This is a genomic window from Flavobacterium sp. UM26, from assembly GCF_057922445.1.
In genome coordinates, this window is record NZ_JBVHCY010000007.1 from 57284 (window position 1) to 83432 (window position 26149).

Below are 26149 nucleotides of genomic sequence, written 5' to 3' on the forward strand. Positions count from 1 at the left end.
TACTTTTAAATTTTAAATTATGAAAAAACACCATTTCATTTTTGCCTCAAGCTTCGTTTTTACCTTGCTTTTTTACAATCAATCTGTTGGTTTAAACCTTGCTATTTTTGGTTTGTTTCTGACGGTAATGATTGTTTATTTTTTTAAAAATCAGTTCGCAAACAAATCCCATTGGTGGCTAGTTTTTACTTCTGTCTTATCTTGTTTGTCGTTTGCTTGGTATGGCGATTTTGCTTCTTTGTTAGCGCTTTTTCTCTCCATTATTATGCTACAATTTAGGACGCAATTGGTCGAGTTAAAATTGATTCAAGTAGTCCCATTGATTGTTGTTAATGGATTTGCTTCTTTAGGTCGCCCTTTTTTGTTTGGACAATGGTTACCTAAACGAGAATTAAAAAATGATTTTGCTAAAAAACTGATTGCCTATGTAGTGATTCCACTAGTGTTTTTGTTGCTGTTTTTTGTTGTATATTCTTTTGGTAGCGACCATTTTTCGGCACTTTTTACTGACTACACTTTAGATTTGGATATTTTTGAACTGCTTTTAATCGTCTTGATTGGGTTTTATATTTCCTTTAGTTTTTGGAATTATTGGGTTCCCGACATGTCCTATGAACTTAATGAAAAGTTAGCTAATGACTTCGTAATAGCCGAGGAGGTAAATCAACCCACTTTTTCTTTTTTGGACTTAGATTTTGAAAGAAAAAGTGGTGAAATTACGTTGTGGTTGCTCAATGTTATGCTTTTGGTTTTTATAGTCACCTACAACTACGAACAATTTTTTGAAGTATCAGCAAGTAGCTCATTGAGTAAAGCGACGCACGAAAGAGTGAATGCGGTTATTTTTTCAACGATTATGGCGGTTGGTGTTTTATTGTTTTACTTTAAAGGTGGTTTTAATTTTGATAAAAGAGCGGTTCATCTTAAACGCTTAGCCAAAATTTGGATTCTTTTAAATAGTGTGTTAATCATAAGTACGTTTATCAAGAATTCAGAATATGTAGCCTTTTTTGGTTTGACATATAAACGATTGGGCGTTTATGCCTTCTTGATTTTGGCCTTGATTGGCTTGGGATATACTTTCATAAAGATTATTCGTCAAAAAACCAATGCTTATATTTTTAATCAAATGGTCTGGTATTTTTATGGAACCATTCTTTTGTGTGCTTGTATCAATTGGGGAAATATAATTACAATCTACAATATTTCGGTAGGAAAAGGAGTGGAGCCTACTTTTTTATGTAGCTTGAATTTTAATGATGAAGCGAGGGATAACTATTTTTTAGCGAACAAAATCAATACCCCTGAGCAATATTCCTTTAGACAAGGTTTTATTCATCAACAAAAAAAGGAACCTTTTTTATCCAAAGCGTTGTACTATGATTTCATAAAAGATTAAGGTGTTAAATAGAAAACCCAAGATGAAAGTCTTGGGTTTTCTATTTAGTATTCTCCTCTTTTCTTAAATCTAGGGTCGTCTTTTTTGATGAACTCGGCTCTTCGTTTTGGAGTTTCAGCTTTGGCTTTGGGTAAGCTGGCTTCTTCTGTTTTGCTAGAAGGTTCGATAAGCGTGTTGAGTTCTTTGATTTCTGCATCGGTCAAATCTCTGTAGCGTCCTACTGGAATATCCAATGAGATATTAATGATTCGGATTCGTTTCAAAGCAGTTACTTCATAGCCTAAATATTCACACATTCTTCGAATTTGACGATTTAAGCCTTGCGTTAAAATAATTTTAAAGGTGTATTTACTGATTTGCTCTACTTTGCATTTGCGAGTTACTGTTTCCAAAATAGGAATACCGTTACCCATCCTTTGAATGAAACGGTCGGTTATGGGTTTGTTTACGGTAACTGTATATTCTTTCTCGTGGTTGTTTCTCGCACGCAAAATTTTGTTCACAATATCTCCGTCATTGGTCATAAAAATCAAACCTTCACTGGCTTTGTCCAATCGGCCAATCGGGAAAATACGTTTGGGATAATTAATGTAATCCACGATGTTGTTTCGAACCTCTAAGTTGGTCGTACACTCAATGCCTACGGGTTTGTTGAAAGCCAAGTACACTAATTTTTCGTGTTTTTCAGTAATCAATTTTCCGTCTATGCGTACTTCATCTTGAGGCGAAACTTTGGTTCCCATTTCAGGAACCACTCCATTAATGGTTACGCGACCTTCTTCGATTAGTTTATCAGCTTCACGACGAGAACAATATCCTGTTTCTCCAATGAATTTATTGAGTCGTTTTAGATTTTCTTCCATGTTGCAAAAATACAAATTTGACTAGTAGGTTGAGGTACATGATGTAATAGTTTGTATGGGTAACCTTTTTTTAATTTATTTAAATGTGATTTTCAATATTACACAAATAAAAAGTCACTCACTCTATTATACAATTGTGCATCGTGCATGCTATGTCCTAACCCTTTAGTTTTAAAAAAAATGGCGTTTTGCCATGTGGTAGCTATTTTTTTGGCTTCTTCAATTTTCACCACAGTATCTTCTTCATCGTGAGCAATAAAACCTTTGGTATTGATTTTTTTTGCAAATAATTGACTAGAAAATTCGTGGATATCTAATTTGAAATGATCTAAGTAGTGGTTTTCTATATTTTGTGCAATCGTTTTGTTAAGTCGTAATAAAGTAACAAAATTCGACAGAATAATATTAAAATCGCTGGGTGCACCTAGAATAACCATTTTTTCAAGGTCTTGGTTTTGATATAAAGATTGGTAGTACAAACAGGTTTGACCTCCAATAGAATGTCCAATAATATATTTAGGACGAAATTTTTGAACACTACTATGAATAAATTCCGCATAAAGAGGAATGCTAAATTCTTTTCCGCTAGATAATCCATGGGCTGGAGCATCGATAGCAATAATAGTGCTCCCTGATTTTCTCAAAAAAGGGAGTAAGTTTTCCCAACGTCCTGCGTTGCTTTCCCAGCCATGAACTAAGAGGATTACCGTGTCATTTCCTTTCCAAATATATGTTTGAAAAAAAGAATCTCCATGTGTTATCTTTTCGGTCACTGCCTCTTGGAGGATTTTCGGGAGCTGGCTTGGATTCAGTTTTCCCGAACGGGGTTCACTAAATAGACCGTACGCAATACTAGTAGCCTTCTTGGGGAAAGCAAAACTCAAAAGATTTATGGCTAGACCAATAGATTTGATGTACAAGTTGCGCACGCTATCTTTCATATCAAAAAAGCCTCCTAGAAGGAGGCTTGTTATAATTTATATTGAAGAAAACAATTGTTCCATTTTTTCTCTTTCTTCCTCGGCAAGAACACTGTCAACCAAGATTCTTCCTGAGTGCTCATCGATGATGATTTTCTTTCTTGCAGCAATTTCTACTTGCGTTTGTGGTGGAATAGTAAAGAATGAACCTGCAGACGCTCCTCTTTCGATAGAAACAACTGCTAATCCATTACGAACACTACTTCTAATTCTTTTGTAAGCAGTTAATAAACGCTCTTCAATATTTGCTTGAAACTCTTCAGATTTTTGAGTTAAAAACTCTTCTTCTTTTTGAGTTTCTGCCATAATAGCTTCTAACTCTGATTTTTTATGTTTTAAATGAGAAGTTTTAGCTTCTAATTTTTCTCTAGAATTAGTGATTACTTCTTTTTTGTGTTCGATAGAAGCTTTCATTTCTTTGATTTGCTTTTCAGCCAATTGAATTTCTAATTCTTGAAACTCTACTTCTTTAGTTAAAGAGTTGAATTCTCTGTTGTTACGAACAGTTTCTTGTTGTTTGGTGTATTTTTTTATCGCTTCTTTGTGCTCATCGATGGCATTTTTCTTTACTTTGATCATGTCTTCGATAACCTCAAGATCAGCTTTTAATTTTTCGGTACGAGTGCTCAAACCTGCAACTTCGTCTTCTAAATCTTCCACCTCTAAAGGAAGCTCTCCTCTTACGTTTCTAATTTCGTCAATTCTTGAGTCAATAAGTTGTAAATCGTAGATTGCTCTTAACTTTTCTTCAACACTTAATTCTTTCGTAGTAGCCATATTCTATAAGTACTTAACTGGATTTGTATTTTCTTCTGATAAAATGATTCCGCTTGGTAGCGAGACGGGTGCAAAATTAAGGATTTTTTTTCGAAGATACTCAACAATATAATTTTTTGTATACCGTTCGCTTTCAAAATGTCCGATATCAGCCAAAAGTATTCTGTTTTCTGCTTCATAAAATTGATGATATTTCAAATCTGCGGTCAAATAAGCATCAGCTCCAGCTTGTATGGCTTGTGAAATAGCGAAACTTCCAGCGCCACCCAAAACGGCTACTTTTTTGATGGGACGACCCAAAAATGCCGAATGGCGAATGCCCTCTGCTTGCATTTTTTCTTTTACAAAATGCAAAAAGGAAGTTTCTTCCATTGAATCTTCTAGTTCGCCCACCATTCCTAGTCCAATCTTTTGGTAATTGTTTTGCAAATCATAAATTTCGTAGGCTACCTCTTCGTAGATATGAGTAGTGAATAATGCTTTTAGAACTTTTGATTGCAAATGTTTTTCAAAAACAACTTCTATTTTGGTTTCGGTTCCTGTTGATAAAACACCTTTTCGTCCTACTACGGGATTGCTATTTTCGTTGCCTTGATAGGTGAAAGTACCTTCTGAATTAAAACTGCAATTATCATAATTACCAATGCTTCCTGCACCCGCTTGAAACAAAGCGTTTCGAACGGCATCTGCATTTTCTCGTATTGTGTAGGTAACTAATTTGCGAATATAGTTTTGTTTGGGAACTAATATTTTGGTGTTGCTTAAGCCCAAGGCATCGCAGAAGATTTGATTGACTCCTTCAGGATGATTGTCTAAAGCGGTGTGAACGGCATAAATGGCAATGTCATTTTTAATCGCTTTTAGAATTGCTTTTTCAACATAATTTTTGCCAGTAATTTTTTTAATGCCCGAAAAAAGAATGGGGTGAAAGCACACGATCAAATTGCAATTTTTATTAATTGCTTCTGTAATAACATTTTCAAGGGCGTCGTGACAAACCAAAACACCAGTAGCTTCGGCATCTTGGTCACCCACTAATAAGCCTACATTGTCGAAATCTTCAGCATAACCTAGTGGTGCCATTTCTTCAAGTAAAGCAAGGATTTGTTTTATTTTCATTCAAAGGAATTTTGAGTATTAGATTGATTTGGTTTTCAATAGGGAGTACCTGAAAAGCCTAACAAATATACACTTTTTAGTTTTTTTTATTGAATAATTATTAAAGGGCTATTTGTTCTCTTTTTTTCTTCGAAGAATAAAATTTAAACATTCATTAACAGTAAATTAGGATAGTTTTTGAAAGACAGAACGATTATTGGGTATTTTTGTAGTCTAATTTTTATGTAATTATGAAGCAACTGGCCATTGTTTTTGGACTTTTATTTTTCTCTTTTGGAAAGGCACAAACCACTAATCTGTTGAAAGGAAAAGTGATGTGCGATACATTGGCAGTTAGCGGAATCGAAGTAATTAATTTGAGCACAGAGCAAAGCACCAAAACCGATAGTCGAGGTTTTTTCGCTATTTCCGCCAAAAGCAAAGACGTTGTTGCGTTTTATTCGAAAGAGTATGTTTTTAAAAAGGTGGTGGTTGTTCCAGAGTACTTTCAGATGAAACAATGGAAGGTTAACCTCATTAAGTCAGCTATCGAATTGGATGAAGTAGTTGTTAAAAATACCAAGTTAAATGTCCCAATGTTTACTTATGAGCAAGCGGCTGCCGCTAGAATTGATAAACAAGCCACTAATCCCAAAAATCCTTTTGTTTATGATGGTACCATTACCAACGGGATGGATTTTATGGAAATTGGAAGAAAAATAATCAGTCTTTTCAAAAATCCAGACAACCCAAAACGAAAAAAACAGCCTGAGGAAGATTTCATAGCTTATGCTAAAGCTAGTATTGACGAGTCTTTTTATAAGCAGAAGCTTGGTCTTCAGAAAAATGAAATAGATAATTTCTTGACCTTTTGTAAAGAAGACCCTGAATCAAAAAAGGTTTTTATAAACAAAGACGAATTGACTTTGTTGGATTTTTTATTTAAAAAGCACAAAGAATATTTGGAAAGAAGAACAAGTTCAAATTAGCAGTATTGATACTATAAATTAATTGTTGTTTGGAGATGTTTTAATATTTTGTCCTAATTTCGTATTATGAAATTACTTCGAAAATTACTCTTCCCTTTTGCTGTTTTATATGGCGTTATAACGACTATCCGAAATTTTCTATTTGATATTGGATTTTTAAAATCGTATGCATTTCCATTACCAATTATTGCGGTTGGAAACTTAAGTGTTGGCGGAACTGGCAAAACCCCTCAAATTGAATATTTGATTCGGTTGCTTTCAGACAAATATAGTGTGGCAACTTTGAGTCGAGGGTACAAGCGACAATCTAAAGGTTTTCTACTAGCGGATTCATCTGTAAATGCAGCGATTTTGGGAGATGAACCTTTTCAGTTTTTTCAAAAGTTCCCCGCTATTCAAGTAGCGGTAGATGCTGACAGGAAAAATGGTATCGAACAATTGTTGTCACAAAAGATTTCTCCAGAAGTTATTTTGTTAGATGATGCCTATCAACACCGCAAAGTAAAAGCAGGGTTGTATATTCTATTAACGGCTTACGGAGATATTTATGCTAATGATTATCTATTGCCAACAGGAAACTTAAGAGAAAGTAGAAGGGGTGTCCAAAGAGCAGCGATTGTGGTAGTAACCAAATGCCCTAAAAACCTTTCTACTTCGGAACAAATAAGGATAAAAAACCAACTCAAGTTAGCCGATAATCAGCAATTATATTTTACCTTTATTGATTATGAAGATTCAGTTTATTCGAAAGAGTTAAAAGTAAAATTGGCCGATTTAGGAGATGAATCTAAATTGCTTTTGGCGGGAATTGCAAAACCAGAATCTTTTTTTGAGCATATCAAAGAAGCAAATGATGAATGTTTGATATTTCCAGATCATCACCATTTTAGCGAAAGCGAAATTAGCGCTATTCAAAAGCAAGCAAAGGGTAGAAAGATTATTACCACCGAAAAAGATTATGTTCGATTGAAAGATTCTATTCTTTCCGAACAATTGTATTATTTACCAATTCGAAGTTCTTTTATCAGTAATGAAAAAGAATTCGACCAAACCATTTTAGATTATGTGGGAACAAGTTCAAGAAACCGTTAGTTTTATTCAAAATAAAATCAATTTTGCACCTGAATATGGGGTGATTTTAGGTTCAGGATTAGGAAGTTTTACGGACGAAATGGAAATTGTGTACACGTTGCCGTATACCGAAATTCCAAATTTTCCAGTATCAACAGTGCAAGGTCATAAAGGAGCCTTGGTGTTTGGAACGATTGGAGACAAAAATGTAGTGGCGATGCAAGGGCGCTTCCATTTTTATGAAGGCTATTCCATGAAGGAAGTGACCTTTCCTGTTCGAGTGATGAAATATTTAGGCATAACCAAATTGATTGTTTCTAATGCTTCGGGTGGTGTGAATTCTGAGTATCAAGTGGGTTCGATAGTAGTATTGAAAGACCATATCAATTTCTTGCCAGAGCATCCTTTACGTGGGAAAAATGACGAACGTTTTGGTCCACGTTTTGTCAATATGAGTGAACCGTATAGTCGAAAAATGATTGCTCACGCTGCTTCATTGGCGGAAAAATTAGCCATCAAAGTGCATGTCGGAATATATTTAGGTTTACAAGGCCCTACTTTTGAAACCTTGGCTGAATATAAAGTGGTAAAAATTCTAGGCGCTGATTGTGTTGGTATGTCGACTGTACCAGAGGTTATCGTAGCCCGTCATATGGATGTCGAGACTTTTGGGGTTTCGGTTATAACCGATATGGGTGATGCCGATAGTATAGATACCATTTCACACGACGAAGTCCTCGAAGCAGCCAAAGGTGCGGAACCCAAAGTAAGACAATTGATTAGAGAACTTATTTTGACTTACTAACTAGCAATGTATTTTGAGATAATAGTGTAAAATTCTTCTGGTATGAATGGTTTGGTAATCACATCATTCATACCGTAAGAAAGGAGTGTCTCTCTGTTTTCGTCGAGTGAAATTGCAGTTAAGGCTATAATTGGTACAGTATGATCGAATTCTCGAATTTGTTTAGTAGCTTCTGTTCCGTTAATGCCTGGTAAATGCACATCCATCAAGACTAAATCATATTCGTGGTTGTGCATTAATTTGACAGCATCTTCGCCATTGTCTATAATGATGCATACAATTCCTTTATTCTCAAGCATTTTCTTGGTAATCATTTGGTTGATTTTGTTGTCTTCTACCAATAATATTTTTTTGCTTCTGAATTGCTCCTCATCATAGTTCGTCACTTTTTCTGTAACCTCTTCTAAACTTTCTGCTATTTTAAACGGTAAGCTAAACGAAAAAGTCGACCCTTTTCCTTCTTCACTCACCAGCTTTATTTTTCCACCCAAGACTTTGACTAGCTTTTTTACAATGGTTAATCCTAATCCTGTTCCACCGTATTTTCTGTTGATTTCTACCGAACCTTGAGAGAAGTTTTCAAAGACTAATTCGAGTTTGTCCTGTGGGATTCCAATTCCAGTATCGATAATTTGAAAGTTGATTTTGGCTTTGTCGTCTTTAATTTTAATCAAATTAGCTACGATAGTGACTGTTCCGTCGTGGGTAAATTTTAAAGCATTATTGATTAAATTCAAAAACACTTGCGAAAGTTTTGTGGGGTCGCCTATGAGGTAATTCGGTATATTGTCGTCAAATTCTAAATTGAATTCGTTGTTGTTAGTTAAAGCAAATTTGTTTAGTGAGCTTTGAATATTTTCTAATAACTCTTTTAAGTGAAACGAGATACTCTCTAGTTCAATTTTATTGGACTCGATTTTGTTGATTTCAAGAATTTCATTGATAAAAGTGGCTAAGTAATTCCCTGAAAATTGAAGCGATGCCAAATAATTTAACTGCGATTTTTTTGGTTTTTCCTCTAGTAACAAATGGGTGATTCCGTTGATGGCATTAAGAGGTGTTCGCAATTCGTGACTTACAGTCGAAAGGAATTCAGCTCTGGCTTTAGAAGCTTTTTCTGCATTGTTTTTGGCAATGATTAATTCTTGATTTTTTTCTTTCAAAAGTCTATTGGTTTCATTTCTTATGATGTTGTTTTTGTATAAGGACAAACTCAAAAGTGACAAAATAGTGATTAGAGCAATGGCTAAAATATTGATTAGTTTAGAGTACTTATTGGCATCTTCTTCTTGTTGTTGCTCTTTGTTCTTCTTTATTATGGCTTTGTATGCTTCATCACGCTTGAATTGTTTGAAGTTTTCTTGATTTTGCTTGGCGTTCATGATTTCGGCCAAATGCATTTTGAGTAAATGATATTCTTCCAAGTAAGAATAGGCTTGATCAAAATCACGCATTCCTTTGTAGCATTTGCTGAGTTGCAGCAGGATGTTTTCTTTGCTTTTTAGGTTTTTGGTAGTTTTGTTCAAAACCAAAGCTTTTTCCAAAAGAGCAAGTGCTTCAGGATATTTTTTGTTTTGAAGTGCTATAATTCCTGTATACAGATAGACTGCTTCTATGTTGTTTTTTTCAGTAGTAGGGTCTGAGTTTGCTAGGACTCTGTCGAAATTAATAGCGGCAACATCGTATTGATTGTTGCTGAAATATAGCTTTGCCTTTCTTAAAAGCAATAAGTTGACCTTTTCTTTGAGTGCGGGCGTAATTGGTAAATTGTCCGCTTTTGCAAATGAAAGAGAAGCCTTGTCCCAATCTTTTTTCTCAATGGCACAATAGCCTACAAAATAGATGGCTTTGAATGTATTGAAATCGGGTGGATTTTTGGTGTTCAGTAGAAAGCTTTGTTCAAAATAATTTTGGGCCTCATTGTATTTTTTTAAATCAAAATACAGCTTGCCAAGAACAAAGTTTCTTTCGATTTGTGCTTCGATATTTTTGGTAGTCTGACTGTATTTTAGTGATTTATTAGCAAAATAAAGAGCTTTCTCGTAATTGTGAATTTTGAAATTGTATTGTGATAAATTATGATAAATAGAAATACTGTCAATGATTTGTGTACTAGAAGCAGATAGCATAGTGCTACTGACCAATAATAGAATCCAAAAGTATTTTATTTGTTTTATCATTATTTGTATTCCTGTTTTGTGTGTAAAATCAAATCAATAATTCTAGAGGAATAGCCTATTTCGTTGTCATACCAACCCACAACTTTTACCATTTTGTCTATCACAGATGTTAGCTGACCATCAAAAAGACAAGAGTGCGTGTTGCCCAGAATATCTACAGAAACGATAGGATCTTCAGTATAATCCAGAATTCCTTTTAGTTCTTTTTGAGAAGCATTTTTAAAAGCTTTGTTGATTTCTTCAATCGATACAGCTCTTTTTACATTAAAAGTTATATCAGTCAGAGAACCATCCGGAACGGGAACACGTATGCCACAACCTCCAATTTTGCCTTCTAATTTAGGAAAAATTTTTGTGAGTGCTTTGGCAGCACCTGTTGTTGTGGGTACGATAGATTGACTGGCACCTCGAGCTCTTCTTAGGTCTTTGTGGGGTTGATCGTGAAGACTTTGATCGGTTGTAAATGAGTGTATGGTGGTAATGTATGCTTGCTCAATGCCACATAATTCGTCAATAATTTGAATCATAGGTGCGGCATTGTTTGTGGTACAACTAGCATTCGATATAATGGTTTCGGTTCCATCAAGGATGTGTTCGTTTACACCTAAAACCACCGTTTTTATTTGTTCCACTTCGGCGGGAGCAGACAAAATTACTTTTTTGGCACCCGCTAAAATATGTGCATTAATCTCGTCGAAAGTTTTGTATTTACCAGTAGATTCGATGACATAGTCAATGTTGTGTTTTTTCCAATCTAGGTTGGCGATGTTTTTTTCATTAAAAAACAAGTAATGTTTGTCGGCAATGATAAGACCAGTGGTGTCGTGACTTACTTTTTCAGGTAAGATTCCGTGAATGCTGTCGTATTTTATCAAGTGAGCCATTGTTGCTACATCGGCAATGTCGTTTATAGCGACAACTTCTATGGTAGGATGGTTGACCAAAAGACGAAATAAATTACGTCCTATTCGTCCAAAACCATTAATTGCAATTCTTGTTTTCAATTCTGTGTGTGGTATTTTGAAAATCCTTTTATAAAATATGTTTTTGTGCTTTGTAAGAAGAACGAACTAGCGGTCCACTTTCTACGTGTCTGAAGCCAAGTTCTAAAGCATAGGCTTCGTATTTAGCAAATTGTTCTGGCGTGATAAATTCTTTTACAGGAAGGTGTTTTTTGCTAGGTTGTAGGTATTGACCAATGGTAACAACGTCTACTTTAGCTTCGCGTAAATCTCTAAGTGTTTGGAAAACTTCTTCTTCTTGTTCTCCAAGGCCTAGCATAATTCCAGATTTGGTTCTGTTGATGCCTTTTTCTTTTAAATAACGCAGTACTTCTAGGCTTCGGTCGTATTTGGCTTGGATGCGTACTTCACGAGTTAGTCTTCGAACGGTCTCTACATTGTGTGAAACCACTTCAGGATTGGCTTCAACAATACGGTCGATGTTTCTTTCTATACCTTGAAAATCTGGGATAAGTGTTTCAAGTGTGGTGTTTGGATTCATTCTTCGGATTGCTTTTACGGTTTCATTCCAAATAATTGATCCGCCATCTTTTACATCATCTCTGTCTACACTTGTGATGACGGCGTGTTTGATGTTCATAATTTTTATTGAACGTGCAACTTTTTCAGGTTCGTCCCAGTCAATGGTTTCTGGTCTTCCTGTTTTTACGCCACAAAAACCACAAGAACGAGTACAAATATTTCCTAAAATCATAAATGTAGCAGTTCCTTCGCCCCAGCATTCTCCCATATTTGGGCAGCTTCCTGAGGTGCAAATGGTGTTTAAGCTGTATTTATCTACTAATCCGCGTAATTCAGTATATTTTTGTCCAATGGGCAATTTTACTTTTAACCATTTTGGTTTGCCTACTGGTAAGGTGTTATCTGTTAAGGTTTCCATATCTTCATTTTTTCAGAGTCACAAAGATAGGGCAAAGTTATATGTAAAAAAAGGAAGTTAACACATCAGTTTTTGAGTGAATTTTGCATAAAAAAAGCAGAACTAAATGTTCTGCTTTTTTGAAGTTATTCTGCCTTGATGACTATGGGTAATGTATAGGCGGTGCGCATCGGTTTGCCGTTTAAAATTCCAGGAGTCCATTTGGTTTTTAAAGATTTCAAAACTCGAATGGCTTCTTGTCCTAATCCGTAGCCAGAGTCTTTTAACACGCGAATATCGGTCAAACTTCCGTCTTTTTCGATTACAAAAGCTACCGATATACGGATGGTTTCTAATCCTTCGATGTCTGGTTTTGCAAAGTTATTCCCTACGTAGCTATAGAATTTTTTCATTCCACCAGGAAATTCTGGTGATTTGTCAAGCATAGTGGTGTTAACAATGCCATTATTGGGTAATTCTACTTCCGGAGCTGTGCCTTGTGTTGCTGTGGTTACCGTTCCAGTTGTAGCCTCTCCTGTAACAGCAGTTGTCGTATTCGATTGTGAAAACTCATTGTTTTTTGGAACGTCTGGAGTAGCTGTTTGAGCATCCACAACTTGTGGATTGGTCATGTTTTGGGCGGTTACTACATTTTCTACAGGATTTTTTACCGTTGGGAGTGCTGTTTTTTTAACAGGCTCTTCAGGTGTCACCGGAATGATGTCATCTAAATCTATAGGTCGTATTTCAAATTCTGGAATTTCTGGCGCTACGATTGTATTTGGGCTTAACTTGTTAATGACCATTGCAATACAGACGATAGTGGTAATTAATAAAACTCCAAGAAAAAAAGCAGATACCGTGTTTTTGGTACTTTCTTGTCGTAATTGATAGGCTCCATAATTTTTGTTTTTGTCTTCAAAAACAAGATCAATCCAGCGGCTTTCGTAAATACTTAATTTAGACATGGTGTATAGTTTTAGAGGTTAAGTAACTATAGAATCATAAGCAGTATTTTTATATTTAACAACGTAAAGAAGTATTTTCTTATTGTGTTAAATTGTAAAAATAATTTCAAGTATTTAACTTTTTTAATGTGTAATATGTGGTAATTGGGTTTTTTTTGTTGCAAAAATTAAAGTAGGGAAGTCTGCTTTTTGATGAAATTAGCGTTTTTGCTGGATAATTTCTGCTAGTAACTTTTTAGCTCTCAAGAGTTTGATTTTTACATTACTGATAGGTTCGTCAATTTTGGTAGCGATTTCTTGGTAACTTAATTCTTGAAAATAACGCAAATGAATAACTTCTTGATAATGCGGTTTTAACTCTTTGATGAACTGCAATAAACGAGATAAATTTTGCTCTGTAATCAATTCGTCTTCTGCTGATGGTGTAGTGTCGGCAATATTTTGAGCTTGGCGGTCTTGCTCTTCGGTAATTTCTACGAAAAGATTGGATTTTTTTTTGCGCAATAAGTCAATGTGGACATTTTTTGCAATGGCAATTAACCAAGTATTGAATTGAAATTCGCTATTGTAAGTACTGATTTTATCGAACGCTTTAGAGAAAGTTTCGATAGTGATGTCTTCTGCATCGGTTTCGTTTTCGGTTCTTTTGAGCATAAAGCCGTATACTTCATTCCAGTAATGATCTAGCAAGAAAGTAAAGGCAATTTGGTCTCCTTTTTTAGCTTTTTCAATTTTTTTATTTATTTCCAATGTACAGGTTTTGAAAAAATATTGGTAATAAAGATATTAATTTGTGTGGATATAAGCCAAAATTCAAGAACAGGATACCAATAGATGATGTCTTTTTCTTTTAGTTTTTTAGCTCCTAATCCAAAGCTAATCCAAGTGAATAAATATCGGAAAGCGATTAAGCTTGCAACGATAATCCATTCAAATTGAAAAGCTAGCAATACAATTGCGGATACAATGAAAAGTAGTTGAGAACAATAAAAGACACCAAGTTGGAATTGGTCTCCCCATTTGTAATGTTCAGCCGTGGCTACGTGTCGTCTTTTTTGATTGAACCACTCTTTGAATGTTTTTTTAGGTTCAGAATACGTAAAGCTTTCTGGAGTGTAAGCAATGGTTGTATTTTCTTTATTAGCTGCTTGATTGACAAATAAATCATCGTCGCCAGAACGCACTTGAATATGGTCAATAAATCCGTTTACATTAAAAAAAACTTCTCTTTTGTAGGCTAAATTTCGTCCAACGCCCATATAAGGGCGACCTGATTTTGCCCAAGAAAAATATTGTATGGCTGTTAATACGGTTTCGTAGCGTATGATTTTGTTTAAAAAAGAATTGGCGACTTTGGTATAGCCTCCGTAGCCCAAGACTATTTTTTTGTCACGGTCAAAATGAGCGGCCATATTGGTAATCCAGTCTTTGGTAAGCGGGAAGCAATCTGCATCTGTGAATAGCAAATGTTCGTATTTTGCGGCTTTAATCCCTAAGGTCAAAGCGTATTTTTTATTCCCCCAAAACGCTTCGTTATTTTTTACTTTTACTAATCGGATGTTTGGGTATTGTTGTTCAAAGGCTTCAAAAACTTCTAATGTTTCGTCGCTAGAAGCGTCATCTATTAATACTAATTCAAAGGTAGGGTAGTCTTGTTGTGCAAGAATAGGAATGTATTCTTTTACGTTTTCTTCTTCATTTTTGGCACAAACGATTACTGAAACGGGAATGTTTTTGGGTGTAATTGCTTCTGGTTTTGTGAAGGAAAATTTACTAAAAATACCGATATAGTATACAAATTGTATTACAATTAAGGCGATAAAAAAGTATAGTAGATATAAAAACATTGTATTAATTAGTTTCTGATAGGATGGCTGCAAAGTTAATTATCAATTGTAAACTTTCCATACAATCGGTGATTTACTTTCTTAATTTTTTCATTTCTTCTGCAACGGCAATAGCTGAAGAAGATTGCGTTTTTTCTAGCTCTTGAATTATGTTTTTGTAATTGTGGTCGTCGCGATTTTGAGACATTTTTTGAGTGGCTTCGATTTGAGTGATTTCGATTTCAAAACCAATTACGCCCTTGGCTTGTCGCATCGTAGCTTTGGATAAGTCACTAACTTTTACCGGATAGGCTGAGGTTTGTTCGTATTTGTCTACCAATTTTGTCAGAGAATTGATTACCGCATCTCCGTGGATGATTTTCACTTTTCCGTATACGTGAACGGCGGTGTAATTCCAAGTAGGAACGTTTTCGTGGTCGTACCAAGAAGACGAAATGTAAGCGTGCGGCCCCGTAAAAACAGCTAAAACTTCGGTGTTATCTTCAAAAGCGATACCTTGTGGGTTTTCTTTGGAAAGATGACCGTGCAAAATTTCTTTACCCTCGCTATTGTAATCCAATTCCATTGGGATGTGCGTGGCCCACAATTTTCCGTTGGTTTGATTGATTAATATACCAAAAGCATTTTCTTTTAGAAAGGCGCGAATAGTATCGGGATTTTCTAGTTGGTAAATAGCGGGTGTGTACATTTTTTTTGAGATTTTTGAATGTTTACAAAAATGCCTTTTGTGGCTCGCTAGCCCCGATTGCTTCGCCAGTTCGCTGTCGCTCGGGTGCAGCGGAAATCCTTTTGTGCCGGTGTTCGGCACAAAAGATTGTAGCGAAAAGAGGGAGCCTTGTTTCCTGAAAAGCCTATTGTTTCGCTCCTAAATGATATTCACTTCGGCCTCGATGTGGATGCCAAAGGTGTTGAAAATAGTTTCTTGGATTTTTTTGGAGACTGCCACGATTTCTTGCCCTGTCGCGTTGCCGTAATTGACAAGCACCAGCGCCTGATTTTTGTGAATTCCGGCGTCACCAAAGCGTTTGCCTTTGAAGCCCGCTTGCTCGATTAGCCAACCTGCAGGTACTTTGACCTCGGTAGGAGAGACCTCAAAAAAGCGCATTTCTGGGAATTTTTTATGAATGCTTTCGAAATCGGCTTTTGGAAGTATTGGGTTTTTGAAGAAGCTACCGCTGTTGCCAAGCTCTTTTGGGTCGGGTAATTTGCTTTGTCGGATGGCAATTACGGCGTTGCTCACGTCTTTTAGCGTGGGTTGTGTAATGCCGTTTTTGGCTAATTCTCCAGTAATATCGCCGTAAGAGGTGTTGATGTGGTGATTTCTTTTGGTTAATTTGAAAATCACGCTAGTAATTACGAATTGGTCTTTTACTTCGTTTTTGAAAATGCTTTCGCGGTATCCAAAATGGCAATCGGCATTGGTGAATTTTTTGATTTCTTGAGTGGCTATGTGCATAGCGTTGCACGAAACAAAAGTGTCTTTGATTTCGGTGCCATAAGCCCCAATGTTTTGAACGGGAGTGGTGCCCACATTGCCCGGAATGAGCGACATATTTTCTAATCCACCAAAATCTTGCTCGATGGTCCAAAGCACGAACTCGTGCCAATTTTCGCCAGCTTGAGCTTCGACCCAAACAAAATCGTCATTAGCATCGATTATCTTTTTTCCTTTCAAATCGATGTGGATGACCAAGGCGTCAATGTCTTGGGTTAATAGCATATTGCTGCCTCCTCCTAAAATGAATTTTTTTTCGTTGGGATGCTGTGCTAATACTTGTTGTAGTTCTTCGGTAGAGTGAACGGCAACGAATTGTTTGGCTTTGGCTTCAATGCCAAAGGTGTTGTATTTTTTTAATGAAAAATTTTCAAGGATTTCCATATGGATAATTATTTTGTCTGTTGCAAACAGGTTATTCTATTTCTAAAGCTCTGTTGAGGAATTCGTTTAGCGGTCGTAAAGTAATCATTTTTTGAACCATTAACGGAATGAAATCTTTGTGCGTCAAAAGTTCAGGACTAAAGTTTTCTGTAGCAGAATAGCTTTTTAATTTTAAAAACTCTAGGGCTGGGTTGTCTTTTTCGTAGCCTCTTGGTGGATTTTTTAGCGTTGAATTTTCGTCACGATTCAGTGCTTTGTAATTGGAGACGAAATCTTTGTCGCTAGTTATAGCTACTAAATCGTCATAAAAAAAGTTGATTTCTTTTCTGATTTTCTGAATTTGTTCGGGTTGCGGACAATACATTCCGCCGCCAACAAAAGGGTTTTCGGCATCGATTTGTAAATAATATCCAGCCGATTCTACATTTTTTGCTCCTGTAGAAAGCCAAATGCCTAAATGGGTTTTGTATGGCGATTTATCTTTTGAAAAACGAATGTCACGATTGATTCTGAATACACAGTTTTTTACTTCCAAAAGCTCTAAAGTTGGGTCCAAAGCTTTCATACTATCCAAGATGTCAGCAGTTATTTGGTAGTATTCTTTTTTGACAGCTTCGTATCGTTTTTTGTTGTCTAAAAACCACTCTCTGTTGTTGTTGGTTTTTAAATCTTTCAAGAATTGTATTGTGCTTTCAGAAACCATAAGTTATAGTATTTGTTTTTTCAAATCTTCTTCGCTTACAAATCCGCTACTTTTCCATTTTAGATTTTTGTTTTCGTACAAAAGCAGGGTAGGAAGTTCTTCTACTTTTAATTCTTTCATAATGGTTTTGTTGTCATCGGCATTCAAACGAACAATAACAACTTTGTCGCTATTTTCTTTTTGCATTTTTGAGATGTACGGTTCCATTTTTTTGCAAGGAGCGCACCAAGGAGCGAAGAAATTGACTAGTACTTTTTTGTCTGAGTTCAAAAGTGCTTCAAATTGTTGTTTGTTGATTCCAACGAGTTTATCACTTGGTTTTGAAAGTCCAGCGGCTTCCCATTTTAGGATACCACCTTGTAGGTCATAAATGGTGGTAAACCCCATTTCTTCTAATTTTGCGGCAGCTTTTTGACTACGACTTCCTGCTTTGCAGTACACAAAAACCGGTTTTGTTTTGTCTAATGTTGCAACATTTGTGGCAAAATCAGCATTGAGCCAATTGATGTTTTTGGCATTTTCTATATGGTCACCCGCAAATTCTTGAGGCGTTCTTACGTCAAGGATTTGTGCATTTGAGGTGTTTTGTATTTTCTCTGCAAAAACTGAAGCTTCTAGTAGTTGTATGTTTTTTGAAGTTTGACTTTGACAAGAAGTAAAACTAAAAAACATTGCCAATGCTATGATAAAAATGTTCTTCATATATGTAAAATTTATTATTTAGTGGTCATATAAGCAATCGCCTTTTATTTATTGGTGTTTGCTTGCAGCAAACTCTTTGTTAATGGCGATTTCATAAGTATTGAATGATTTTATGTAAAAGTAATTATTTTTTGGGCTTTGATTAAAATAAAACATTTCAAATCTTGGATGTTGCAGCGTGTTCTTTTTGTTTGCTACAGATTGAAAACGGTATAGCTTTGATAAGTCGATTGCAATATGGCCTCGGTTCTTTCGGGATGGGTATCCGATATAAAGAGTTGTCCGAACGAATCGTCTTTAACCATTTCGATAATTTTGGCTACTCGAAATTCATCTAGCTTATCAAAAATATCATCAAAAAGCAGTATTGGCTTTACGCCACTTTGTTGTTTTAGGAAATCAAATTGAGCCAGTTTTAGCGCAATCAAAAATGATTTTTGTTGGCCTTGTGAACCAAACTTTTTGATAGGAAACGAATCAATCTCAAACGACAAATCGTCTTTATGGATGCCAACGCTGGTGTACTGTAACGCTCGGTCTTTGGCTAAATTTTCATTTAGTAAGTTCAAAAGAGAGTTCTCATAAAGATGACTTTCATACACGAGTTGTACTTGTTCTGCGCTTCCAGTAATGGCTTGATGATGTTTATTAAAAATCGGTAAAAATTCGGCAATAAAGGCTTTTCTTTTTTCGAAAAGTAAGGAAGCAAAACCATCCAATTGCTCGTTGTAAATAGATAAGGTGTCCTTGTCAAAAACGTGGTTCAAAGCAAAATACTTCAATAAAGCATTGCGCTGACTGATTGTTTTTTGATACTGAATTAATTGCTGTAAATAGGTCGCGTCAAGTTGCGAAATCACGCTGTCCATAAACTTTCTTCGGGTTTCGCTGCCTTCTATAATAAGGTCGCGGTCGGCAGGCGAAATAATAACCAGTGGAATGAAGCCAATGTGGTCCGAGAATTTATCGTAGGCTTTGCCGTTTCTTTTTAAAATCTTTTTTTGTCCTTTTTTGATACTGCAAACGATTTGTTCGTTGCGCTCATTTTTTTCAAACAAAGCATCAATTACAAAAAAATCCTCACCGTGTTTAATGTTTTGAATGGCTAGCGGATTGAAATAACTTTTGCCGTACGCCAAATGATAAATGGCATCCAAAACATTCGTTTTTCCAATTCCGTTTTTGCCAACAAAACAATTAATCTTGTTGTCAAATTCAAATTCAGCTTCGGCAAAATTTTTATAATTGAATAAAGAAATTTTTTTTAAATACATAGTGAAAGCTCCCTTTTTATTGACAACAACCTCGTTTATGCGTGCTAGTTTAGAGGGGCGCAAATTATTGAAAAATATCCATATTATTAAGGTTTTGAGGAATTGAAAAAAGAAAGAAGATAAAACTGAATATAAAATCAATTTTTTTTACGTCTGTTTCAATAAAAATTTTATTTTTGCGGCTCACTAAATTAATTTTAAATGGCTACTTACAGCAAACGAGGATATAAAACACCAAAAGAGAAAGAAGTAAAAGAACCAATCGAAGAAGTTCAAATTAATGAAAAAGACAGCGCTACAGCTGAAGTTTTCTCTAAGTTAGACGAAACCGCTTCAAAAACTGAAGATTTTGTTGCCAAAAACCAAAAAATCATTATTGGTATCGTAGCAGGTATTGCTTTGATAACTGTAGGATATTTAGCGTATCAAAAATTTATTGCTACTCCACACGAAGAAGAAGCTGCTAACGAAATGTTCGTAGCACAACAAAACTTCCAAAAAGCAACAGATGGTGTAGCAAGCGACTCTCTATACAAATTATCACTAAACGGGTCTGAAGGTAAATTCGGATTTATCAAAATCGCTGACGAATACTCAGGAACCGCTGCTGGAAATTTAGCCAACTACTATGGAGGTATCGCTTACCTAAATACAGGCAAATATGCAGAAGCAATCTCTTATTTAGAGAAATTCAAATCTGATGATATTATCCTTAGCGCATTAGCAAAAGGAGCTATTGGAGATGCTTATGCACAAACCAACAAACCAGAAGAAGCTTTAGATTTTTACGTAAAAGCAGCTGAGTCTAACAAAAACGATTTTACTACGCCACGTTTCTTGATGAAAGCAGGTAAAACAGCTTTGAGCCTAGGTAAAAAAGAAGACGCTTTAAAATACTTTACAGACATCAAAGAAAATTATGACGCAACTCCAGAAGCAGCCGTTGTAGATGGATTGATAGGATTAGCGCAATAAGAAGCACTTTTCCCCAAAATAATTTGAGGTTAGAAACCAAAGGAGTTCGAATTAATTTTTGAATACTTTCATTTCTAACCTCTTTTTTTATACTTATATTTATAGGGTCTTTTAGGAGCAGTAACAATAGGCTTTTCAGGCAAAATCGTCCCGCTGTCCTTCCTATCTTTTGTTTATAGCTGGCAGTTGAAGAACTGCCAGCTATAAACAAAAGGATATTCCCTCCCATCGGGGCTAGGAGTAATGTGTTTGCTTTTTTGGCAACATTCTTAAAAGGCAACAAAAAGAACAAGAGTTTAATTTAAATAAAATAATACAATGGCAACCGTAAACAAAAATTTATCGGATTATAATAAAAACGAAGTTCCAGATGCCAAAGATTTCCGTTTCGGGATTGTGGTTGCAGAATGGAATGAGAACATAACAGAAGGACTTTTTAATGGCGCCTACCAAGCCTTGATAGAAAATCAAGTACCAGCTCAACACATTATCCGTTGGAATGTTCCAGGAAGTTTTGAGCTGATTTATGGAGCCAAAAAAATGCTACAAACCCAAAACGTAGATGCGGTTATCGTGATTGGTTGTGTGATTCAAGGCGAGACCAAACATTTCGATTTTGTTTGCGAAGGCGTTACCCAAGGTATCAAAGACCTAAACGTACAAACCGATATTCCTGTAATTTTTTGCGTACTAACCGATAACACGATGCAACAATCTATCGATAGAAGCGGAGGAATTCACGGAAACAAAGGTACCGAAGCCGCCATCGCTGCTATAAAAATGGCATACATTCGTCATCAAGCTACGCTAACGCACCAATTTCAACATCAAAATTTATTAGGAGCAGGCGCTCTTCAAATCGAAGACAAGCCGTTACAACTTGAAGAATAGTGTTATAGTTTCTCAATAGTACAGCCTATACTTCGATTTTTCAAGTATAGGTTTTTTTATTTTTTTTATGAGTACGACGCTAGTAAAACCCAATAGTTTTTGCTTAAATTTGTCCTCCTTGGTTTTTGATTTTAAATCCAAATCAGAAATTCGTAACCTCTAAATCTTATTTTTTTTAATGTCGAGTATTATTCAATTGCTTCCGGATCACGTCGCTAACCAAATTGCTGCTGGAGAAGTAGTTCAAAGACCTGCATCTGTTGTCAAAGAATTGTTAGAAAATGCCGTAGATGCCAAAGCCACCGATATTAAATTGATTATAAAAGATGCAGGAAAATCTCTCGTACAAGTCATAGATAATGGCGTAGGAATGAGCGTGACAGATGCGCGTTTGTGCTTTGAACGCCACGCTACTTCCAAAATTCGTTTGGCCGAAGATTTGTTTTCATTAAACACCAAAGGATTTCGTGGCGAAGCTTTGGCTTCTATCGCTGCGATTGCCCACGTAGAAATGAAAACCAAGCAAGATCAAGACGAATTGGGTACTCACATTGTTATCGAAGGAAGTAAATTCGTTTCCCAAGAAGTGGCTGTTTTGCCCAAAGGAACTTCTTTTGCCGTAAAAAATCTTTTCTTTAATATCCCAGCTCGTCGTAATTTCCTAAAATCAGATACTGTCGAATTTCGTCACGTGGTCGATGAGTTTCAACGTGTGGTTATGGCGCATCCCAAAATACATTTCACTTTTTATCACAACGGAAATGAAATGTTCAATTTGCCTCCAGCCACTTTACGTCAGCGTATAGTTGGAATTTTTGCTGGTAAAACCAATGAAAAGTTAGTTCCAGTTAGCGAAGAAACCGAGATAGTGAGTATTCAAGGTTTCGTTAGCAAACCCGAATTTGCCAAAAAGAGTAGGGGTGAACAGTTTTTCTTTGTCAATGACCGATTCATAAAAAGTGGCTATTTGCACCACGCAGTGATGGCAGCTTTTGATGGTATTTTGAAAGATGGTTTGCAACCCAGTTACTTTTTGTACCTCACTGTTGAACCCAATACGATTGATATCAACATTCATCCTACCAAAACCGAGATTAAATTTGACGATGAACACGCTTTGTATGCTATTTTAAGAGCTTCTATTAAGCATAGTCTTGGGCAATTTAATGTAGCTCCTGTGTTGGACTTTGATCGTGATGCTAATTTGGATACGCCTTATCATTATAAAGATTTGGAAGGTTCTTTTCCTACGATTGAGGTAGATGGTAATTTCAACCCTTTCGCTGAATCTACTCCAACACCTCAAAAATCGTATTCAAGTTATAAGAAACCAGAAGCTACAGCAAGTTGGGAAAGCTTGTATGTCGGGCTAGAACCAGAGATAGAACGCAATCCAGAACCCGAGCAGTTTTCTAGTATAGCGTTTGAAGCAGATACTATTTCTTCTTCGCTGTTTTCAGAAAATGAGGTCGAGCAGGCTGTGCAAAAAACGTATCAAATTCATAAAAAATATATTGTTTCACCTATAAAGTCAGGAATGGTAATTGTCGACCAACAGCGCGCTCACCAAAGAGTGTTGTATGAGCAATTTTTGGCCAATATGACCATGCATCAAGCGGCTAGTCAGCAATTGTTGTTTCCGTTGAATTTGTTCTTTTCTACCGATGAAATGGCGTTGATTGCAGAATTGCAAAGTACATTGACTGCAACAGGCTTTGTTTTTGACACTTCGGCTACAGATCACGTAGTGATTTCGGGAATTCCTGTTACGATTTCTGAAAGTGAAGTGGCTTTGGTTATCGAACAATTATTAGCCGATTTACACGATGGAATTCCAGAAAATAGTTTTAGTCAAAGCGATAGTATTGCCAAATCAATGGCAAAAAGTTTAGCAGTAAAAACCGGAACGTATTTGACTGAAAAAGAACAAGAAAATGTTGTAAATGGTCTTTTTGCATGCAAAGATCCCAATGTTTCTCCTTTTAATAAACCTACTTTCATTACTATGCGTGTGGAAGATTTAGATAAAAAATTTGCTGTATGATGAATATCACCCCAACCGTTAAGCAATTATTGATTATTAACGTGCTGTTTTATATTGGTTCTATGATTGTGGGCGAACCCGCTTATCGCTTGTTATCCATGTATTTCTTTGAAAATCCAGATTTTCATAGTTGGCAAATTTTTACGCACATGTTTATGCATGCTCCATTGCCAAATATAATGCACATCTTGTTTAATATGTTTGCGTTGTATTCTTTTGGTTCTGCTCTTGAGCATTTCTGGGGAGGTAGAAAGTTTTTGTTTTTTTATATCTCTTGTGGATTAGGGGCGGCACTTTTGCATACAGGTGTAAATTATTATTTCTTCGAAAATGGCTTGAATACTTTAATTTCAAATGGTTTTACCAAGACTGATATTTTGCAAGTTTTGAACGAAGGAAAAATTAATACAAGATGGCAAGAATTGCTTACAGTTACCGAGTTCAATGAGTTTGTAAGTGCTTATTTTGGAACAGTAGTTGGAGCCTCGGGTGCCATTTACGGATTGTTGGTAGCCTTTGCTTTTATGTTTCCTAATGCTGAGTTGGCTTTGTTGTTTATTCCTATTCCAATTAAAGCAAAATACTTTGTACCAGGCTTATTGTTCATAGATTTATACTCTGGGGTTTCAGGTTCTTCTATTTTTGGAGGCTCTACAGGAATTGCGCACTTTGCTCATTTGGGCGGTGCTTTGTTAGGTTTCTTGATGATGTGGTACTGGAAAAAAAATCAATTCAATAATAATCGTTGGAATTAATAAAAAGAGTTCTTTTTTTTAGCTTTGTTTATATTTGGGATATTAATAGCATCATTTTATGAATATATTCGATGATTTAAAGTCACGTTACCGTTTGGGAGATGTTGCAGTGCAGTTCATTTTCTGGAATATAGGCATCTTTTTACTCTCCATACTTCTTTTTTATCAATTCAAATTGGGACAATTTATCTTTCCTGATTGGATTGCTTTATCATCAGACCCTACGGTATCGTTACGTCATCCATGGACGTATCTCTCGTATGCTTTTTTTCATGACGGGATTGGGCATTTGTTTTTCAATATGATTGTATTGCATTTTTGTAGTCAGTTGTTTTTGACATTTTTTACGACCAAGCAATTCGTGGGATTATATGTGCTGAGTTCAATTTTTTCTGGGATAGTGTTTGTTGTGTCATATTATTTTTTACAATATACGTCGTTAATAGTTGGTGCTTCTGCAGCCATTTACGCTATTCTAATGGCTACTACAACCTATCAACCTCTAATGGAAGTACAATTATTTCTTTTTGGTAGAGTAAAGTTATGGTACATCACCGCTGTAATTCTTTTATTGGATGTGCTTCAATTTCGTTTAGAGAATATGGGCGGGCACATCGCTCACTTTGCTGGCGCTTTTTTTGGTTTTTTATTTATAAAGTTGTTGGTTAATGGTTTGGATTTGAGTAAATTGGTGACGGGTATTATCGATTTTGTTGCGGGATTGTTTAAGCCTGTAAAGAAAACACCATTCAAGAAAGTTCACGTTAATTACTCCAAAAAAGAACCAACAAGAACCTCTTCAAGAATCGTTACTAAAGACAAAACCCAACAACAAATTGATGAAATTTTAGATAAAATTAGTCAGTCAGGTTATGATTGTCTGACCAAAGAAGAAAAAGAATTTTTGTTTAAAGCCGGAAAATAAAGTTGTTTTAGATCCCGCAAATCTAAATCTTCAACCTGAAATTAATAAAAAATGAAAAACCTATCTTGGTTCAATAAAATAATGTTTTTCTTGAATATAGTGCTAACTGTATTCACCTTTACGGCTTACATTTTTCCTTTTTTGTCGCCCAAAGTGTTTCCATTGTTTGCTGTTTTTACACTGTTTATGCCTGTTTTTTTCGTGCTTAACGGTTTGTTTTTTATTTATTGGGGAATTCAGTTCAAAAAACGAATGATTCTATCAGGTTTGGTTTTGCTGATGGGGATTACTTTTATCAATAAATTTTACAAATTTTCACAAAAAACCTATCCCGAATCTCCAAAGGATTTTAAAATAATGAGCTATAATGTTCGCCTTTTTAACGTATTCAAATGGATCGATAGAGACGACATTCCAGAAGTAATTTTGACTTTTATCAATCAAAACAATCCTGATATTCTATGTATTCAGGAATATTCAAACCACGGCAATGTCGATTTAAAAGTCTATCCCTACCGCTATATTTTTATCGAAGGAGATAAAATTCGCACTGGGCAAGCCATTTTTTCAAAATTTCCTATCATCAATCAAGGCAATATCGTGTTTCCTAATTCTAATAATAACGCCATTTTTGCCGATATCAAGCGCGGAAAAGACATCATTCGCGTGTACAATATTCATTTTCAATCCATAAAAATATCGCCAGACGTACACGAAATTTCCGAGAACATCGAGGTAATCAATCAACAAAAATCACAGAAATTATACAACCGAATTAGCAAAGCATTCAGGCAACAACAAGAACAAGCCGAAATTTTTATCGCTCACAAAAAAGAATGTACCTATCCGTTAATCATCTGTGGCGATTTGAATAACAGCGCCTTCTCGTACGTGTATCGCAATGTAAAAGGCAAATTGAGAGACACTTTCGAAGAAGCCGGAAAAGGCTTTGGGCAAACCTATACCTTTCGATACTACCCTGCGAGGATTGATTATATTTTTGCAGACAATCAAATGGAAGTTAAAGATTTTCAAAGTTTCCCCGAATTTCAAAACTCAGACCATTATCCCATCATAGCCAAATTGAGTTTTTAAAATCAGTTTTAGGAGCGAAACAAAAGGCTTTTTGGAGTTATGGTTTCC

25 protein-coding genes are annotated in these 26149 nt (G+C 35.7%); 10 read left to right on the forward strand and 15 right to left on the reverse strand.

Annotation, left to right across the window (positions count from 1 at the left end):
• Positions 1–19: 19 nt before the first annotated feature.
• Entirely contained in the window at positions 20–1399 is a 1380-nt protein-coding gene (locus ACZ1AQ_RS09580) for a DUF4153 domain-containing protein (RefSeq protein WP_489632691.1), read from the forward strand.
• A 44-nt stretch (positions 1400–1443) separates the two neighbouring features.
• On the opposite strand, the gene rluF is transcribed toward ACZ1AQ_RS09580, so the two are convergent.
• The 4 genes from rluF to ACZ1AQ_RS09600 form a co-directional block, all read right to left on the reverse strand.
• Positions 1444–2262, reverse strand: a complete 819-nt coding sequence (gene rluF / locus ACZ1AQ_RS09585; protein WP_489632692.1) for a 23S rRNA pseudouridine(2604) synthase RluF — start codon at positions 2260–2262, stop codon at positions 1444–1446.
• A gap of 98 nt (positions 2263–2360) precedes the next feature.
• Positions 2361–3203, reverse strand: a complete 843-nt coding sequence (locus tag ACZ1AQ_RS09590; RefSeq protein WP_489632693.1) for an alpha/beta fold hydrolase — start codon at positions 3201–3203, stop codon at positions 2361–2363.
• 36 nt (positions 3204–3239) lie between these two features.
• Positions 3240–4019 (reverse strand): zinc ribbon domain-containing protein, encoded by a 780-nt coding sequence (locus ACZ1AQ_RS09595; protein WP_489632694.1) that lies wholly within the window; start codon positions 4017–4019, stop codon positions 3240–3242.
• Positions 4020–4022: 3 nt separating this feature from the next.
• Positions 4023–5138: a Nif3-like dinuclear metal center hexameric protein gene (locus ACZ1AQ_RS09600; protein WP_489632695.1), complete on the reverse strand. Its 1116-nt coding sequence runs from the start codon at positions 5136–5138 to the stop codon at positions 4023–4025.
• A gap of 230 nt (positions 5139–5368) precedes the next feature.
• Between ACZ1AQ_RS09600 and ACZ1AQ_RS09605 the strand changes: the two genes are divergently transcribed.
• The 3 genes from ACZ1AQ_RS09605 to ACZ1AQ_RS09615 all read left to right on the forward strand — a co-directional run bounded on the left by ACZ1AQ_RS09605 (position 5369) and on the right by ACZ1AQ_RS09615 (position 7982).
• Positions 5369–6106, forward strand: coding sequence for a peptidase associated/transthyretin-like domain-containing protein (locus tag ACZ1AQ_RS09605; protein WP_489632696.1), 738 nt, complete (start codon positions 5369–5371; stop codon positions 6104–6106).
• Positions 6107–6172: 66 nt separating this feature from the next.
• Entirely contained in the window at positions 6173–7198 is a 1026-nt protein-coding gene (gene lpxK, locus ACZ1AQ_RS09610; RefSeq protein WP_489632697.1) for a tetraacyldisaccharide 4'-kinase, read from the forward strand.
• Complete coding sequence (locus ACZ1AQ_RS09615; RefSeq protein WP_489632698.1) at positions 7170–7982, forward strand: purine-nucleoside phosphorylase; 813 nt, start codon at positions 7170–7172, stop codon at positions 7980–7982. The genes lpxK and ACZ1AQ_RS09615 overlap by 29 nt, the downstream gene beginning before the upstream one ends.
• Here the strand turns inward: ACZ1AQ_RS09615 and ACZ1AQ_RS09620 are convergent.
• The 11 genes from ACZ1AQ_RS09620 to recF form a co-directional block, all read right to left on the reverse strand.
• On the reverse strand, positions 7979–10162 hold the full coding sequence (locus ACZ1AQ_RS09620) for a tetratricopeptide repeat-containing hybrid sensor histidine kinase/response regulator (RefSeq protein ID WP_489632699.1): 2184 nt from the start codon (positions 10160–10162) through the stop codon (positions 7979–7981). The genes ACZ1AQ_RS09615 and ACZ1AQ_RS09620 overlap by 4 nt on opposite strands.
• Complete coding sequence (gene gap / locus ACZ1AQ_RS09625) at positions 10162–11166, reverse strand: type I glyceraldehyde-3-phosphate dehydrogenase (RefSeq protein WP_489632700.1); 1005 nt, start codon at positions 11164–11166, stop codon at positions 10162–10164. The genes ACZ1AQ_RS09620 and gap overlap by 1 nt, the downstream gene beginning before the upstream one ends.
• 28 nt (positions 11167–11194) lie before the next feature.
• Positions 11195–12064 carry a lipoyl synthase gene (gene lipA / locus ACZ1AQ_RS09630; protein ID WP_342692863.1) on the reverse strand — a complete coding sequence of 290 codons (870 nt, stop codon included), beginning with the start codon at positions 12062–12064 and terminating at the stop codon, positions 11195–11197.
• Between the two features lie 125 nt (positions 12065–12189).
• The gene (locus ACZ1AQ_RS09635; protein ID WP_489632701.1) at positions 12190–13011 is read right to left on the reverse strand and encodes an energy transducer TonB; all 822 of its coding nucleotides are present in this window, start codon (positions 13009–13011) and stop codon (positions 12190–12192) included.
• 198 nt (positions 13012–13209) lie between these two features.
• Positions 13210–13761 carry an RNA polymerase sigma factor gene (locus tag ACZ1AQ_RS09640; RefSeq protein ID WP_489632702.1) on the reverse strand — a complete coding sequence of 184 codons (552 nt, stop codon included), beginning with the start codon at positions 13759–13761 and terminating at the stop codon, positions 13210–13212.
• Positions 13752–14858 (reverse strand): glycosyltransferase, encoded by a 1107-nt coding sequence (locus tag ACZ1AQ_RS09645; RefSeq protein WP_489632703.1) that lies wholly within the window; start codon positions 14856–14858, stop codon positions 13752–13754. Before ACZ1AQ_RS09645 ends, ACZ1AQ_RS09640 begins: the two co-directional genes overlap by 10 nt.
• A 73-nt stretch (positions 14859–14931) precedes the next feature.
• The gene (locus ACZ1AQ_RS09650; protein WP_489632704.1) at positions 14932–15546 is read right to left on the reverse strand and encodes an FMN-binding negative transcriptional regulator; all 615 of its coding nucleotides are present in this window, start codon (positions 15544–15546) and stop codon (positions 14932–14934) included.
• Between the two features lie 177 nt (positions 15547–15723).
• Positions 15724–16749, reverse strand: a complete 1026-nt coding sequence (gene murB, locus ACZ1AQ_RS09655; protein WP_489632829.1) for a UDP-N-acetylmuramate dehydrogenase — start codon at positions 16747–16749, stop codon at positions 15724–15726.
• Positions 16750–16768: 19 nt separating this feature from the next.
• Positions 16769–17440 carry a DUF2461 domain-containing protein gene (locus tag ACZ1AQ_RS09660; RefSeq protein WP_489632705.1) on the reverse strand — a complete coding sequence of 224 codons (672 nt, stop codon included), beginning with the start codon at positions 17438–17440 and terminating at the stop codon, positions 16769–16771.
• A 3-nt stretch (positions 17441–17443) separates the two neighbouring features.
• Positions 17444–18142 (reverse strand): thioredoxin domain-containing protein, encoded by a 699-nt coding sequence (locus tag ACZ1AQ_RS09665; RefSeq protein WP_489632706.1) that lies wholly within the window; start codon positions 18140–18142, stop codon positions 17444–17446.
• Positions 18143–18336: 194 nt separating this feature from the next.
• The gene (gene recF / locus ACZ1AQ_RS09670) at positions 18337–19416 is read right to left on the reverse strand and encodes a DNA replication/repair protein RecF (protein WP_489632707.1); all 1080 of its coding nucleotides are present in this window, start codon (positions 19414–19416) and stop codon (positions 18337–18339) included.
• A gap of 201 nt (positions 19417–19617) precedes the next feature.
• Between recF and ACZ1AQ_RS09675 the strand changes: the two genes are divergently transcribed.
• From ACZ1AQ_RS09675 to ACZ1AQ_RS09700, 6 genes are all read left to right on the forward strand, one after another.
• Positions 19618–20391 carry a tetratricopeptide repeat protein gene (locus ACZ1AQ_RS09675; RefSeq protein WP_489632708.1) on the forward strand — a complete coding sequence of 258 codons (774 nt, stop codon included), beginning with the start codon at positions 19618–19620 and terminating at the stop codon, positions 20389–20391.
• Positions 20392–20709: 318 nt separating this feature from the next.
• Complete coding sequence (gene ribH / locus ACZ1AQ_RS09680) at positions 20710–21282, forward strand: 6,7-dimethyl-8-ribityllumazine synthase (RefSeq protein ID WP_489632709.1); 573 nt, start codon at positions 20710–20712, stop codon at positions 21280–21282.
• Positions 21283–21460: 178 nt separating this feature from the next.
• Entirely contained in the window at positions 21461–23326 is a 1866-nt protein-coding gene (mutL, locus tag ACZ1AQ_RS09685) for a DNA mismatch repair endonuclease MutL (protein ID WP_489632710.1), read from the forward strand.
• Positions 23323–24081: a rhomboid family intramembrane serine protease gene (locus ACZ1AQ_RS09690; RefSeq protein ID WP_489632711.1), complete on the forward strand. Its 759-nt coding sequence runs from the start codon at positions 23323–23325 to the stop codon at positions 24079–24081. Before mutL ends, ACZ1AQ_RS09690 begins: the two co-directional genes overlap by 4 nt.
• Before the next feature lie 58 nt (positions 24082–24139).
• Positions 24140–25006: a rhomboid family intramembrane serine protease gene (locus ACZ1AQ_RS09695; RefSeq protein WP_489632712.1), complete on the forward strand. Its 867-nt coding sequence runs from the start codon at positions 24140–24142 to the stop codon at positions 25004–25006.
• Positions 25007–25057: 51 nt separating this feature from the next.
• Positions 25058–26101 (forward strand): endonuclease/exonuclease/phosphatase family protein, encoded by a 1044-nt coding sequence (locus ACZ1AQ_RS09700; protein WP_489632713.1) that lies wholly within the window; start codon positions 25058–25060, stop codon positions 26099–26101.
• Positions 26102–26149: the final 48 nt, after the last annotated feature.

Bases quoted from the DNA above. Each gene is read 5' to 3' on its own strand.
- ACZ1AQ_RS09580 (WP_489632691.1), top strand. From the start codon at position 20: ATGAAAAAACACCATTTCATTTTTGCCTCAAGCTTCGTTTTTACCTTG.
- rluF (WP_489632692.1), bottom strand. From the start codon at position 2,262: ATGGAAGAAAATCTAAAACGACTCAATAAATTCATTGGAGAAACAGGA.
- ACZ1AQ_RS09590 (WP_489632693.1), bottom strand. From the start codon at position 3,203: ATGAAAGATAGCGTGCGCAACTTGTACATCAAATCTATTGGTCTAGCC.
- ACZ1AQ_RS09595 (WP_489632694.1), bottom strand. From the start codon at position 4,019: ATGGCTACTACGAAAGAATTAAGTGTTGAAGAAAAGTTAAGAGCAATC.
- ACZ1AQ_RS09600 (WP_489632695.1), bottom strand. From the start codon at position 5,138: ATGAAAATAAAACAAATCCTTGCTTTACTTGAAGAAATGGCACCACTA.
- ACZ1AQ_RS09605 (WP_489632696.1), top strand. From the start codon at position 5,369: ATGAAGCAACTGGCCATTGTTTTTGGACTTTTATTTTTCTCTTTTGGA.
- lpxK (WP_489632697.1), top strand. From the start codon at position 6,173: ATGAAATTACTTCGAAAATTACTCTTCCCTTTTGCTGTTTTATATGGC.
- ACZ1AQ_RS09615 (WP_489632698.1), top strand. From the start codon at position 7,170: ATGTGGGAACAAGTTCAAGAAACCGTTAGTTTTATTCAAAATAAAATC.
- ACZ1AQ_RS09620 (WP_489632699.1), bottom strand. From the start codon at position 10,162: ATGATAAAACAAATAAAATACTTTTGGATTCTATTATTGGTCAGTAGC.
- lipA (WP_342692863.1), bottom strand. From the start codon at position 12,064: ATGGAAACCTTAACAGATAACACCTTACCAGTAGGCAAACCAAAATGG.
- ACZ1AQ_RS09635 (WP_489632701.1), bottom strand. From the start codon at position 13,011: ATGTCTAAATTAAGTATTTACGAAAGCCGCTGGATTGATCTTGTTTTT.
- ACZ1AQ_RS09645 (WP_489632703.1), bottom strand. From the start codon at position 14,858: ATGTTTTTATATCTACTATACTTTTTTATCGCCTTAATTGTAATACAA.
- ACZ1AQ_RS09650 (WP_489632704.1), bottom strand. From the start codon at position 15,546: ATGTACACACCCGCTATTTACCAACTAGAAAATCCCGATACTATTCGC.
- ACZ1AQ_RS09660 (WP_489632705.1), bottom strand. From the start codon at position 17,440: ATGGTTTCTGAAAGCACAATACAATTCTTGAAAGATTTAAAAACCAAC.
- ACZ1AQ_RS09665 (WP_489632706.1), bottom strand. From the start codon at position 18,142: ATGAAGAACATTTTTATCATAGCATTGGCAATGTTTTTTAGTTTTACT.
- recF (WP_489632707.1), bottom strand. From the start codon at position 19,416: ATGTATTTAAAAAAAATTTCTTTATTCAATTATAAAAATTTTGCCGAA.
- ACZ1AQ_RS09675 (WP_489632708.1), top strand. From the start codon at position 19,618: ATGGCTACTTACAGCAAACGAGGATATAAAACACCAAAAGAGAAAGAA.
- ribH (WP_489632709.1), top strand. From the start codon at position 20,710: ATGGCAACCGTAAACAAAAATTTATCGGATTATAATAAAAACGAAGTT.
- mutL (WP_489632710.1), top strand. From the start codon at position 21,461: ATGTCGAGTATTATTCAATTGCTTCCGGATCACGTCGCTAACCAAATT.
- ACZ1AQ_RS09690 (WP_489632711.1), top strand. From the start codon at position 23,323: ATGATGAATATCACCCCAACCGTTAAGCAATTATTGATTATTAACGTG.
- ACZ1AQ_RS09695 (WP_489632712.1), top strand. From the start codon at position 24,140: ATGAATATATTCGATGATTTAAAGTCACGTTACCGTTTGGGAGATGTT.
- ACZ1AQ_RS09700 (WP_489632713.1), top strand. From the start codon at position 25,058: ATGAAAAACCTATCTTGGTTCAATAAAATAATGTTTTTCTTGAATATA.